The organism is Leifsonia sp. 71-9 (assembly GCF_001898805.1).
GTDB lineage: Bacteria > Actinomycetota > Actinomycetes > Actinomycetales > Microbacteriaceae > Leifsonia.
Genome location: NZ_MKVJ01000018.1, coordinates 29318 through 40870, shown reverse-complemented (window position 1 = coordinate 40870; position 11553 = coordinate 29318). Strand labels below are relative to the sequence as shown.

The following is an 11553-nucleotide window of genomic DNA, read 5'->3' as shown; positions in this document are numbered from 1 at the left end:
TCCTAGTCGTGCGCCGCGTCGGCGCTGCTGGTGCTGCTGGTGGTGGATGCGCCCGCGGGCGTGAAGACGACGAACGGCCGGCCGGCGACCCCGAGGAGCGCGATGCGGGCGAGCTCGTCCACGCTGAACTCCATCCCCTCGTTGAGGGCGGGGAACGCGGACGAGAAGCTGAGCAGCCGCAGCACGTAGGCGACGCGCTCCGGGGGCAGGTTGAGCGCCGCCGCCTCCGGCTCGATGAGGCGGGCGATGATCCGCACGAACTCGTGCCGCTCCTGCGGCACGGCGGGGCGCTCGGTGCCGACGACGGCCATCATGCGCATGACGCTCTGGAACCGCTCGCGCATCAGGAGGATGACGGCCCGCACCTTGTGCTCCAGCGGAAGCGCCGGGTCGATGGCCCGCAGCGCCTCACGCAGCGGTTCGGGGTCGAGGTACTTCTCGATCGCCGCCGAGACCAGCGTCTCCTTGTCGCCGAAGGCGCGGAAGACGGTGCCCTCGGCGATCCCGGCCGCCTCGGCGATCTGGCGCGAGGTGACCGCCCGGCCGTGCTCGATCAAGAGCGGGATGACCGCATCGATGATCATCGCCTTGCGGTCGTCCGGAGACAGCGGCTGAGCCCGCTGCCGCGGCGACGCGTCCGCGAGCTCGCCCGTGTCGGGTACGACATCCTCAGGAATCACGGGGCGACTCTACGCGGAGTGAGTGCTCACTCACAACACTTCTCGTGTTCGCTCAGAGCGAACGGGCGAGGGTGTCAGGCCGCGGGCGCGAAGATCTCCGAGATCCGGGCGACCTCGTCCGGCGTCGGGGTCCAGGAGGTCGCCGCCTCGGCGTTGGCGACGATCTGCTCGGGCTTCGTCGCTCCGGCGATGACGCTGGTGAGCCCCGGCTGGGCGAGCAGCCAGGCGAACGTCGCCGCCAGCATGCTGACGCCGCGCTCGTCGCAGAACGCCTGATACTCCTCGATCCGGTCCCACGGGGCGTCGTCGAGGAGGTGCTTGCGGATCGACATGATGCGGCTGTCCGCCGGACCGCCCTCGCGGGAGAACTTGCCGGTGAAGAGCCCGTTGTACAGCGGGAAGAACGGGAGGAAGCCCAGGCCGTACGCGTTGACCGCGGGCAGCACCTCGCGCTCGGCGTCGCGGACCAGGAGGCTGTACTCGTTCTGTGCGGAGATGAACTTCGGGTGGTCGTGCAGACGCGCGGTGAACTCGGCCTCGGCGATCTGCCAGCCGTCGAGGTTGGAGTGCCCGATGTAGCGGATCTTGCCCTCGGCGATCAGGTCGTCCAGCGCGTCGAGCGTCTCCTCGATCGGCGTGATCCCGTCGGGGCGGTGCAGCTGGTAGAGGTCGATCCAGTCGGTGCGCAGGCGGCGCAGGGAGGCCTCCACGGCCAGGCGGATGTAGCGTCGCGACCCGCGTGCGCCCCAGTCCGGACCGTTCGTGCCCGCCATGTCCATCCCGAACTTGGTGGCCAGGACGATGCGGTCGCGCTTGCCCGCGAGCGCCTTGCCCATCAGGGACTCCGAGAGGCCGCGCTCGGCGCCGTAGATGTCGGCCGTGTCGAACAGGGTCACCCCGGCGTCGATGGCCGCGCCGATCACCGCGTCCGTACCCTCCTGCGTCTCGGAGGCGGTCCCCGTTCGGCCGAAGTTGTTGCAGCCGAGGCCGATCGTGGAGACGACGAGGCCGGAACGGCCGAGGGTGCGGTATTCGATGTTCGCCATGATTCGAGTGTAGGACGGGCGGCCGCGGTGCTCGACGCGGCAGCATCCCCTCCACAGGGCGGGGCGGAACGCGAGTTGTGCCCGATGTCCGATTTCCGCGAGAAACCGTCGGCGGCTGCTTCTAGAGTCGAGTCATGACCAGCTTCGCGTACCTCCTTCGCACACCGAGCCCGATCGGACGGATCGAGCTCACGAGCGACGGCGAGGCCGTGACGTCGCTCTCCATCGAGCGCGGCGGCCGCCTCCCGCTCGACGAGCATCCCGAGCGCGGCACGGCCGTCCTCGACGAGGCGGTGCGGCAGCTCGACGAGTACTTCGCCGGCGCCCGCCGGGAGTTCGACGTCCCCGTGCGGTTCGAGGGCACCCCGTTCCGCGTCGCCGTGTGGGAGCGCCTGCAGAGCCTGGAGTTCGGCACGCTGACGTCGTACGGCGAGCTCGGGCTCTCCCTCGGCTACGCCGGCTACGGCCGCGCGATCGGCGGGGCCGTCGGAGCCAACCCGGTGCCGATCATCGTCGGCTGCCACCGTGTGTTGTCGACGAGCGGCAAGGTGACCGGCTACAGTGGCGGCGAAGGCGTTCCGACGAAACTGTGGCTGCTCGAGCACGAAGGGATCATGCTGGCAGCATGACCACGGACGACCCGACCGCCGCCGCTCCGACCACCACCGAGACCACTCCCCCGCCCTCCGCCCGCGCCGCGATCATCCACGGCGACGACGGCCTCGACCGCTGCTCGTGGCCGGGAGCCGACGCGGAGTACCGCCGCTACCACGACGAGGAGTGGGGCCGCGAGCAGCGCGATCCGCGCGCCCTCTACGAGAAGCTCTGCCTCGAGGGCTTCCAGGCGGGGCTGTCCTGGATCACCATCCTCCGCCGGCGCCCCGCCTTCCGGGAGGTGTTCCACGGGTTCGACCCCGAGCGGGTCGCCGCGATGACGGAGGCGGACGTGCTGCGTCTCCTGGGCGACGAGCGCATCATCCGGCACCGGGGCAAGATCGAGGCGACCATCTCGAACGCGCGGGCGACCCTCGCGCTGGACGTGCCGCTGGACGAGCTCATGTGGGGCTTCGCCCCGCCGCGCGCACCCGAGAGCGCCCGCCCGCGCGCCTGGTCGGACGTGCCCGCGGTGACCGCGGAGTCGACCGCGATGAGCAAGGAGCTGCGCCGACGCGGGTTCCGGTTCGTCGGCCCCACGACGATGTATGCGCTGATGCAGGCGACGGGGATGGTCGACGACCACTTCGTCGGCTGCTTCCGCGCCGCACAGGCGTAGCGGCGCGACGGTGTCCGTGCACAGCGAAAAGTCGGGCCGACGCTCCGTCGACGGGATCGTTCTCGCTGGCGAGGGAGCGTCCGCTCGTGCCCGACCGCACGCGGCTCTCCGCTCCCTCACACACGACCCCGACGTCGACGTGGGATGACACGTCGAGAGCTTCGTCGGCCCGACTATTCTGCGAGTCGCGCTGACACCCCCGCGGCGTCCCGCTTCGCGGATCCGAGGACCCTCTCGCTTGTTGTGAGCTTATCTCACTTTTGCGTCGATGCAAGAGGCAAAATCGCACGCGCGGGCGAAACCGTCAGACCTCCGCGGTGCGCAGCACGGCCATGAGCTTTCCCGGCGAACCCGCGACCTCGGGAACCACCAGCTCGAGATCTCCCGAACCGTCCGTCGCCTCGGTCAGCTCGTAGCGTTCCGACGCCGCCCACTCCAGCAGCTCCGCCGTCGTGGCGAAATCGATACCCGCCTCGAGCAGAGCCCGCGTGAGCAGCCCCTTGGCCTGCTTGTTGAAGTGGTTGAGCGCCCGCACGTTGCCGCTCTCGTCGCGCGCCAGCACCCGCACGTAGTGGGCGCCCGCCCGCTGCGGGAGCGGCCCGAGCGCCGCATACCCCTCCGACCGCAGGTCGAGGAGGAGGCCGCCGTGCTCCCGCAGAGCGGCCCCGGATGCCGGCGCCCAGCGCTTCTTGAGCGAGGGCACCCCGCGCTCCAGCGACAGCCGCGAGTCGAACGAGAGCCGGTAGGCCGGGATGAGGTCGGCGGCGCCGACCAGTCCGAGCAGGGCGGACTTCACGGCGACGGCCGACGCGGCGAAGCGTTCGGCCGTCGGCGAGAGCGTCTCCGGCGAGAGGGCGTCGTAGAGCACGCCGGTGTAGCGGTGGAGGGCGGGCATCGTCGGCGACGTGAGGATCGCACGATTGCGGTCCACCTCCCCCGCCTGCTTCGGCCCAAGCTTGAGGGCGCGCACCGCCGCGTCGCGATCGGCGGAGAGCGCGAGCACCGCATCCACGACCTCCCGGCGCACGGGCCGGAGCGAGGGAAAGCGCAGGGCGTCGAGATCCAGAGGCGCGCCGGATCCCCCGTCCCTCTTCGTCTCGGAGGGCGGAAGGAGGATGAGCACCCTAGCGCTCCACGAAGGCGATCGCCGCCTCGACGTTCTGGCCGAGCGGGAGCGAGGTGTCGAGGGTGATCCGCGGGAGCGCAGCGGCGGCGCCCCTCCACTCGTCGTACTCCTCGATGCTCTGCTCGACCGCGTGGCCGGAGATCGGGACGTCGCGCTTGCCGAGGCGGTCGCGGTGCAGCTCGTCGTCAGAGCAGACGGTCTCGACCACGTGCAGGCGGACGCCGCAGCGCTCCGCGAGGTCGCGCCACTGCAGGCGGGCGGGCTCGACGGCGTTGACCGCGTCGACGACGACGGACCGGCCGGAGACCAGCACCTGCTCCGCGAGCGTCTCGGCGACGAGATACGCCGCGAGGCCCGTGGGCTGGTCGGAGTCGATCCCGGCACGCAGGATCGACGCCTCGATCGGGTCGACCGAGATCAGGGTCGCACCGATGCGGCCCGCCGTGATCTCCCCGATGGTGGATTTGCCGGACCCGGGCAGCCCCGCCATCACCACCAGCACGGGGACGCGGACGTCACCGAACTGGCGGTCGAGCGGGGCTGCCTGGTCGGACATGTCAGACCAGCTCGGCCTGACGGGCCACGATGGTGACCGTGTTGTTCTCCACGGAGAGGAAGCCGTCGTCGGCCTGCGCCGAGATGGACTCCCCACCGTTCAGGGTGACGCGCACCTCGCCGGTGGCGAGGATGGCGAGCAGCGGCTCGTGGCCGGGCAGGATACCGATCTGCCCCTCCACGGTCCGTGCCACGACCATGCTCGCCTCACCGGACCACACCTCGTGGTCCGCGGCGACGACGCTCACGTTGAGGACAGCCATGATCAGCCGTTCTCCTTCTGGATCTGCGCCCACTTCTCCTCGACGTCGGTGATCGCACCGACGTTGAAGAAGGCCTGCTCGGCGACGTGGTCGAACTCGCCCTTGGCGATGGCGTCGAACGACTCGATGGTGTCCTTCAGCGGGACGGTCGAGCCCTCGACACCGGTGAACTTCTTCGCCATGTAGGTGTTCTGCGAGAGGAACTGCTGGATGCGGCGCGCACGCGACACCGTGATCTTGTCCTCTTCGGAGAGCTCGTCGACACCGAGGATGGCGATGATCTCCTGCAGCTCCTTGTTCTTCTGGAGGATCTGCTTGACCGTGGTGGCCACGCGGTAGTGGTCGGCGCCCAGGTAGCGGGGGTCGAGGATGCGCGAGGTCGAGGTCAGCGGGTCGACGGCCGGGTAGAGACCCTTCGAGGCGATCTCTCGCGAGAGCTCCGTGGTCGCGTCCAGGTGGGCGAAGGTGGTCGCCGGCGCCGGGTCGGTGTAGTCGTCCGCGGGGACGTAGATCGCCTGCAGCGAGGTGATCGAGTGACCACGGGTCGAGGTGATGCGCTCCTGGAGGAGGCCCATCTCGTCGGCGAGGTTCGGCTGGTAGCCCACGGCGGAGGGCATGCGACCCAGCAGGGTCGAGACCTCGGAGCCGGCCTGGGTGAAGCGGAAGATGTTGTCGATGAAGAGCAGCACGTCCTGCTTCTGCACGTCGCGGAAGTACTCCGCCATGGTCAGGGCCGAGAGGGCGACGCGCAGACGCGTTCCCGGCGGCTCGTCCATCTGGCCGAAGACGAGGGCGGTCTTGTCGAAGACGCCCGCCTCCTCCATCTCGTGGATGAGGTCGTTGCCCTCACGGGTGCGCTCGCCGACACCGGCGAACACCGACACACCACCGTGGTCCTGCGCGACGCGCTGGATCATCTCCTGGATGAGGACGGTCTTGCCGACGCCCGCACCACCGAAGAGGCCGATCTTTCCACCCTGCACGTACGGGGTGAGGAGGTCGATGACCTTGATGCCGGTCTCGAACAGCTGGGTCTTCGACTCGAGCTGGTCGAACGCCGGCGGCTGGCGGTGGATCGGCCAGCGCTCGGTGATCTCGATCGTCTCGCCCGGCTCGGCGTTGAGGATCTGGCCGGTGACGTCGAACACCTTGCCCTTGGTCACGTCGCCGACGGGCACCGAGATCGGCGCGCCGGTGTCGCGGACCTCGCCGCCGCGGACGAGACCGTCCGTCGGCTTGAGTGCGATGGCACGGACCAGGTCGTCACCGAGGTGCTGGGCGACCTCGAGGGTGATCTCGGTCGAGTTCTCACCGATGGTGATGGTGGTCTTCAGAGCGTTGTAGATGCCCGGGATCGAGTCGTGCGGGAACTCGATGTCGACGACCGGACCGGTGACGCGGGCGATGCGTCCCACGCCGGCCGGCTGCGCGGTCGAAGCCTGGGCCTCGGCGGTAGCGGTAGTCATGATTCGTTCTCTTCTCGTTGTGAAACTTCTCGGCCGGGTGTCACTTGGCGCCGCTCAGCGCGTCCGCGCCGCCGACGATCTCGGAGATCTGCTGGGTGATCTCGGCCTGACGGGCGTTGTTCGCGAGTCGCGTGTAGTCGGTGATGAGCTTGTCGGCGTTGTCGCTCGCCGCCTTCATCGCCTTCTGCGTGGCCGCGTGCTTGGAGGCCGCGGACTGGAGCATGGCGTTGAAGATGCGGCTCTCGATGTACACCGGGAGCAGCGAGTCCAGCACCGTGCCGACGTCAGGCTCGAACTCGTAGAGCGGCAGGACCTGCGTGCGGTCCGGCTCCTCCACGCCCTCGACGACCTCGAGCGGCAGGAGGCGGACGACCTGCGGCTCCTGGGTCAGCATGCTGACGAAGCGGTTGTAGATGATGTGGATCTCGTCCACGCCGCCGTCCGCCGAGTCACGCAGGAACGACTCCAGGATCGCGTCGCTGACCTCTTTGGCCTGCTCGTACTCCGGGGCGTCCGTGTTGCCGACCCAGACGCGCTCGAACGCGCGGCGGCGGAAGCTGAAGTAGCCCTGCGCCTTGCGTCCGACGAGGAAGTAGACGACGTCCTTGCCCTGGCTGCGGAGCAGCTCTGCGAGCTTCTCCGACTCTTTGAGCACGTTCGAGTTGAACGCGCCCGCGAGTCCACGGTCCGACGAGAAGATGACGATCGCTGCGCGGTCGATCTTCTCCGGCTCGGTGGTCAGCACGTGCTCGACGTTCGAGTAGGTCGCCACCGCCGACACCGCGCGCGTGATCGCGCGGGCGTACGGCGAGGAGGCGGCCACTCGCGCCTGTGCCTTCTGGATGCGTGAGGCGGAGATCAGCTCCATCGCACGGGTGATCTTCTTGGTCGTCTGGGCAGACTTGATCTTCTGCCGGTAGACCCGAAGCTGGGCTCCCATGTGTCTCCTAAGTACCTAACTGATCCGGTGGATCAGCGCTTCGCCTTGACGATGCGCTCCTGGTCGACGTCCTCTTCCGCGATGGCCTCGAACTCCTCGCGGCCGACCGAGGCGAGCGGCTTGCCCTCGCCGGTCTGGAACTCGAGCTTGAACTTGTCGACCTCGGCGCCGAGCTTCTCCACGGTCGCGTCGTCGAGCACGTTGGTGTCGCGGAGCGTACCGAGGATGTCGGTGTTGCGGCGCAGGTGGTCGAGCAGCTCGGCCTCGAAGCGCAGCACGTCCTCGACGGCGACCTCGTCCAGCTTGCCGTTGGTGCCGGCCCAGATCGAGACGACCTGCTCCTCCACCGGGTACGGCGAGTACTGCGGCTGCTTGAGCAGCTCGGTGAGGCGCGCGCCACGGGCGAGCTGACGACGGCTGGCCGCGTCGAGGTCGGACGCGAACATCGCGAACGCCTCGAGCGAGCGGTACTGGGCGAGCTCGAGCTTGAGCGTGCCGGAGACCTTCTTGATCGACTTGACCTGCGCGTCGCCGCCGACTCGGGAGACCGAGATACCGACGTCCACGGCGGGACGCTGGTTGGCGTTGAAGAGGTCCGACTGGAGGAAGATCTGGCCGTCGGTGATCGAGATCACGTTGGTCGGGATGTACGCCGAGACGTCGTTGGCCTTCGTCTCGATGATCGGCAGACCGGTCATCGAGCCGGCGCCCAGCTCGTCGGAGAGCTTGGCGCAACGCTCCAGCAGGCGGGAGTGCAGGTAGAAGACGTCACCCGGGTAGGCCTCGCGTCCCGGCGGACGACGGAGGAGGAGGGAGACGGCGCGGTAGGCCTCTGCCTGCTTCGACAGGTCGTCGAAGATGATCAGGACGTGCTTGCCGCCGTACATCCAGTGCTGGCCGATGGCCGAGCCGGTGTAGGGGGCGAGGTACTTGAAGCCGGCCGGGTCGGAGGCGGGGGCCGCGACGATGGTGGTGTACTCCATCGCGCCGGCGTCCTCGAGCGCGCCCTTCACCGAGGCGATGGTCGAGCCCTTCTGGCCGATGGCGACGTAGATGCAGCGGACCTGCTTGTTGACGTCGCCCGACTCCCAGTTGGCCTTCTGGTTGATGATCGTGTCGATCGCGATCGCCGTCTTGCCGGTCTGGCGGTCGCCGATGATCAGCTGACGCTGGCCGCGGCCGACGGGGATCATGGCGTCGATCGCCTTGATACCGGTCTGGAGCGGCTCGTGCACCGACTTGCGCTGCATGACGCCCGGAGCCTGGAGCTCGAGCTCGCGGCGGCCCTCGGAGGCGATGTCGCCGAGACCGTCGATCGGGTTGCCGAGCGGGTCCACGACGCGGCCGAGGTAGCCGTCGCCGACCGGGACGGAGAGGACCTCGCCGGTGCGGGTCACCTCCATGCCCTCGACGATGCCGTCGAACTCGCCGAGCACGACGACGCCGATCTCGTTCTCGTCGAGGTTCTGGGCCAGGCCCAGGGTCCCGTTCGCGAAGCGGATGAGCTCGTTGGCCATCACGCCGGGGAGTCCCTCGACGTGGGCGATGCCGTCGGACGCGTCCAGGACGTGTCCGACCTCGGTGGTGCCTGCCTGCGCCGGCTCGTAGTTCGAGACGAACTCCTTGAGCGCATCCCGGATCTCGTCGGGGCTGATCTGAATGTCTGCCATCGTTAGTTCCCTACCTGGGTTTCTCGTATAGAGGGCGGTCAGCCCGCCAGCTGAAGTCGAAGTTCGGAGAGGCGCGAGGCGATGCTGCCGTCGATGACGTCGTCGCCGATCTGCACACGCAGCCCTCCGATGATCGTCGGGTCGACGACCTGGTTGAGCTTGAGGTCGCCGTACCGGGCGGCGAGGCTGGCACGCAGGCGCTCGACCTGCGCGTCGGGCAGGGCCGCCGCGGTCACGACCGTGGCGATCGTCTGGCCGTCCTGCGCCGCGACCGTCCGCGCTGCGGAACGGAGCGACTCGCGGATGCTGCGGCCACGGGGCTGCAGCGTCAGCTGGCGCACGATCGCGACGGTCTGGGCCGAGGCCTTGCCGTCGAGCAGACGCGAGACGAGGTCCGCCTTCGCCTCCGGCGCCGCGAGCTTGCTGCGCAGCGCGAGCTCGAGCTGCGCATCGGAGGTCACGGCGCCTCCGAACGCGAGCAGCTCGGCCGCGATGTCGAGGTTGCGCGGTGCCGACGCGGCGATGGAGCGGATACCGAGCTCCTCGATCGCGTCGAGCAGGTCGTTCTGGCCGGACCAGCGCCCGGAGGCGACCGACACCAGCAGCTCGACCGCCGGAGCGGAGAGCGAACCGAACACGCGCTTCACGAGCGCGGTCTTGCCGGCGGCGTCGGCCGAGGGGTCGCTGAGGACCGCGCGGAGCTGGGCGGAGTCGGCGACGACTCGTCCTGCGGCGAACAGGTCCTCAGCCGTCGCCAGATCGGCCTTGGATCCCAGGCCGGCGAGAGCCGACACGGACCGGGCCAATGCTTCTCTGGTGGCGCTTCCCATTACTTGCTCGATCCTGCCTTCTCGCCGGCCTCGAGGTCCGCCAGGAAGCGGTCGACGATGGCCTGCGACTTCTTGTCGTCGGTGAGCGCCTCGCCGACCACGCCGGAGGCGAGGTCGATCGCGAGGGAGCCGACCTCGCTGCGCAGCGAGACGAGAGCGCCCTGGCGCTCCGCTTCGATCTGCGCCTGCGCGGTCGCGGTGACGCGCGCGGCCTCGGCCGTCGCGTTGTCCTTGGCCTCTGCGACGATCTTCTGTCCGTCCGTACGGGCGGTCTCGCGGATCTTCGCGGCCTCGGCACGGGCGTCGGCGAGCTGCGCGGTGTACTCCTCGAGCAGCGCCTCCGCCTTGTGCTGAGCCTCGTCGGCCTTCGCGATGTTGCCCTCGATCGCCTCAGCACGCTCATCGAGCAGCTTCTTCATGCGGGGAAGAACGAGCTTCCAGAAGAAGAACAGGATGATGATGAAGCAGATCAGCGAGCCGATGATGTCCGGCCACGCGGGAATCAGCGGATTGTGCTGTTCCTCGGCGGCCGCCACGACCACACTGTTGAGCATCTTTCCTCCTTATTGACGAGGGATAAAGAGGATTACTGGAAGATGAAGTAGGTAGCGATACCGATGAAGGCGAGCGCCTCGGTGAACGCGATACCGATGTACATCAGGACCTGGAGACGGCCGGCCAGCTCGGGCTGACGGGCGACGCCCTCGATGGTCTTGCCGACGACGATGCCCACGCCGATGGCCGGGCCGATGGCCGCGAGGCCGTAACCGACGGTGGCGATGTTGCCGTTGATTGCAGCGATGTCCACGTTATGTGTTTCCTTCCGTGATGGCGATCCGTGCGGGTGCGCGGATCGTTCTTAGTGTTCCTCGGCGACTGCGAGCTGAATGTAGACAGCGGTGAGCAGTGCGAAGACGTAGGCCTGCAGGACTGCGACCAGGATCTCGAACAGGGTGAAGACGAAGCCGAAGGCGAAGGTGCCGATTCCGAAGAGCGACCACCAGCTGCCGGCGGTGAAGAAGAAGAACGAGGTGGCCGTGAAGAACAGGACCAGCAGAAGGTGTCCGACCACCATGTTCATCAGGAGTCGGAGCGTGAGCGTCACCGGGCGCAGGATGAACGTCGAGACGAACTCGATCGGCGTCACGATGATGTAGAGGAACCACGGCACGCCGGGCGGGAAGAGCGCGTTCTTGAAGAAGTTCTTGGGGCTCTTCTTGACGCCGGCGTAGATGAACGCGATGTACGCGACGATCGCCAGCAGCAGGGGCAGCGCGATGACCGACGTGCCCGCGATGTTCAGGAAGGGGATGATGCCCGTCAGGTTGAAGAACAGCACCATGAAGAAGATGGTGGTCAGCAGCGGCAGGAACCGGCGGCCGTCCTTCTTGCCCAGCAGGTCTTCGGCGACGTTGACTCGGACGAAGTCGAGTCCCATCTCGACCACGGACTGGAATCGTCCGGGGATGAGACGCATCTTCCGCGTCCCGAGCCAGAAGACCAGGATCAGGGCGAGGAGGGCGATGAGTCGAACCACGATGATGCGGTTGAACTCGAGTCCGCCGATGGTGAACAGGGTCGGTGGGAAGAACTCGTTGATCGAGGGACCGTTGAAGCTACCATCATCGGAGCTTGCGGCCTGGACCAGCAGGTTCACAGCGTTAGCTAACAGCGCTATCTCCTGTTTCGGGGCGTCGAGCTGAA

General features: G+C 68.2%; 14 protein-coding genes. 2 read left to right on the top strand and 12 right to left on the bottom strand.

What is annotated here, in order from left to right; all coding sequences use genetic code 11:
• Nucleotides 1-2: 2 nt before the first annotated feature.
• Both BGO91_RS13055 and BGO91_RS13050 read right to left on the bottom strand, forming a co-directional pair.
• Nucleotides 3-680: a TetR/AcrR family transcriptional regulator gene (locus BGO91_RS13055; RefSeq protein ID WP_290473185.1), complete on the bottom strand. Its 678-nt coding sequence runs from the start codon at nucleotides 678-680 to the stop codon at nucleotides 3-5.
• A 74-nt stretch (nucleotides 681-754) separates the two neighbouring features.
• On the bottom strand, nucleotides 755-1726 hold the full coding sequence (locus BGO91_RS13050) for an aldo/keto reductase (RefSeq protein WP_290473184.1): 972 nt from the start codon (nucleotides 1724-1726) through the stop codon (nucleotides 755-757).
• A gap of 134 nt (nucleotides 1727-1860) precedes the next feature.
• Between BGO91_RS13050 and BGO91_RS13045 the strand changes: the two genes are divergently transcribed.
• Nucleotides 1861-2355 (top strand): methylated-DNA--[protein]-cysteine S-methyltransferase, encoded by a 495-nt coding sequence (locus tag BGO91_RS13045; protein WP_290473183.1) that lies wholly within the window; start codon nucleotides 1861-1863, stop codon nucleotides 2353-2355.
• Complete coding sequence (locus tag BGO91_RS13040) at nucleotides 2352-2999, top strand: DNA-3-methyladenine glycosylase I (RefSeq protein ID WP_290473182.1); 648 nt, start codon at nucleotides 2352-2354, stop codon at nucleotides 2997-2999. Before BGO91_RS13045 ends, BGO91_RS13040 begins: the two co-directional genes overlap by 4 nt.
• 304 nt (nucleotides 3000-3303) lie before the next feature.
• Here BGO91_RS13040 and BGO91_RS13035 read toward each other — a convergent pair whose 3' ends face one another.
• The 10 genes from BGO91_RS13035 to atpB are packed head-to-tail and all read right to left on the bottom strand — an operon-like array spanning nucleotide 3304 to nucleotide 11506.
• Complete coding sequence (locus tag BGO91_RS13035; RefSeq protein WP_290473181.1) at nucleotides 3304-4122, bottom strand: peroxide stress protein YaaA; 819 nt, start codon at nucleotides 4120-4122, stop codon at nucleotides 3304-3306.
• 1 nt (nucleotide 4123) lies between these two features.
• Nucleotides 4124-4681 carry an ATP-binding protein gene (locus BGO91_RS13030; RefSeq protein WP_290473180.1) on the bottom strand — a complete coding sequence of 186 codons (558 nt, stop codon included), beginning with the start codon at nucleotides 4679-4681 and terminating at the stop codon, nucleotides 4124-4126.
• A 1-nt stretch (nucleotide 4682) separates the two neighbouring features.
• A complete protein-coding gene (locus BGO91_RS13025) occupies nucleotides 4683-4943 on the bottom strand; it encodes a F0F1 ATP synthase subunit epsilon (RefSeq protein ID WP_021763453.1) in 261 nt (86 codons plus the stop codon).
• A 2-nt stretch (nucleotides 4944-4945) separates the two neighbouring features.
• Entirely contained in the window at nucleotides 4946-6409 is a 1464-nt protein-coding gene (gene atpD / locus BGO91_RS13020; protein WP_021763452.1) for a F0F1 ATP synthase subunit beta, read from the bottom strand.
• A 40-nt stretch (nucleotides 6410-6449) separates the two neighbouring features.
• A complete protein-coding gene (locus tag BGO91_RS13015) occupies nucleotides 6450-7349 on the bottom strand; it encodes a F0F1 ATP synthase subunit gamma (RefSeq protein ID WP_021763451.1) in 900 nt (299 codons plus the stop codon).
• A gap of 32 nt (nucleotides 7350-7381) precedes the next feature.
• Nucleotides 7382-9019, bottom strand: a complete 1638-nt coding sequence (gene atpA / locus BGO91_RS13010; protein WP_290473179.1) for a F0F1 ATP synthase subunit alpha — start codon at nucleotides 9017-9019, stop codon at nucleotides 7382-7384.
• A 38-nt stretch (nucleotides 9020-9057) separates the two neighbouring features.
• On the bottom strand, nucleotides 9058-9849 hold the full coding sequence (locus BGO91_RS13005) for a F0F1 ATP synthase subunit delta (protein WP_290473178.1): 792 nt from the start codon (nucleotides 9847-9849) through the stop codon (nucleotides 9058-9060).
• Complete coding sequence (locus tag BGO91_RS13000) at nucleotides 9849-10403, bottom strand: F0F1 ATP synthase subunit B (RefSeq protein ID WP_290473177.1); 555 nt, start codon at nucleotides 10401-10403, stop codon at nucleotides 9849-9851. The genes BGO91_RS13005 and BGO91_RS13000 overlap by 1 nt, the downstream gene beginning before the upstream one ends.
• Before the next feature lie 32 nt (nucleotides 10404-10435).
• A complete protein-coding gene (gene atpE / locus BGO91_RS12995) occupies nucleotides 10436-10657 on the bottom strand; it encodes an ATP synthase F0 subunit C (protein WP_018190348.1) in 222 nt (73 codons plus the stop codon).
• Between the two features lie 51 nt (nucleotides 10658-10708).
• Entirely contained in the window at nucleotides 10709-11506 is a 798-nt protein-coding gene (gene atpB, locus BGO91_RS12990) for a F0F1 ATP synthase subunit A (protein ID WP_179699435.1), read from the bottom strand.
• Nucleotides 11507-11553 lie beyond the last annotated feature (47 nt).

Excerpts from the sequence above, each read along its gene's own strand:
- BGO91_RS13050 (WP_290473184.1), bottom strand. The coding sequence starts at position 1,726 with ATGGCGAACATCGAATACCGCACCCTCGGCCGTTCCGGCCTCGTCGTC.
- BGO91_RS13045 (WP_290473183.1), top strand. The coding sequence starts at position 1,861 with ATGACCAGCTTCGCGTACCTCCTTCGCACACCGAGCCCGATCGGACGG.
- BGO91_RS13040 (WP_290473182.1), top strand. The coding sequence starts at position 2,352 with ATGACCACGGACGACCCGACCGCCGCCGCTCCGACCACCACCGAGACC.
- BGO91_RS13030 (WP_290473180.1), bottom strand. The coding sequence starts at position 4,681 with ATGTCCGACCAGGCAGCCCCGCTCGACCGCCAGTTCGGTGACGTCCGC.
- BGO91_RS13025 (WP_021763453.1), bottom strand. The coding sequence starts at position 4,943 with ATGGCTGTCCTCAACGTGAGCGTCGTCGCCGCGGACCACGAGGTGTGG.
- atpD (WP_021763452.1), bottom strand. The coding sequence starts at position 6,409 with ATGACTACCGCTACCGCCGAGGCCCAGGCTTCGACCGCGCAGCCGGCC.
- BGO91_RS13015 (WP_021763451.1), bottom strand. The coding sequence starts at position 7,349 with ATGGGAGCCCAGCTTCGGGTCTACCGGCAGAAGATCAAGTCTGCCCAG.
- atpA (WP_290473179.1), bottom strand. The coding sequence starts at position 9,019 with ATGGCAGACATTCAGATCAGCCCCGACGAGATCCGGGATGCGCTCAAG.
- BGO91_RS13005 (WP_290473178.1), bottom strand. The coding sequence starts at position 9,849 with ATGGGAAGCGCCACCAGAGAAGCATTGGCCCGGTCCGTGTCGGCTCTC.
- BGO91_RS13000 (WP_290473177.1), bottom strand. The coding sequence starts at position 10,403 with ATGCTCAACAGTGTGGTCGTGGCGGCCGCCGAGGAACAGCACAATCCG.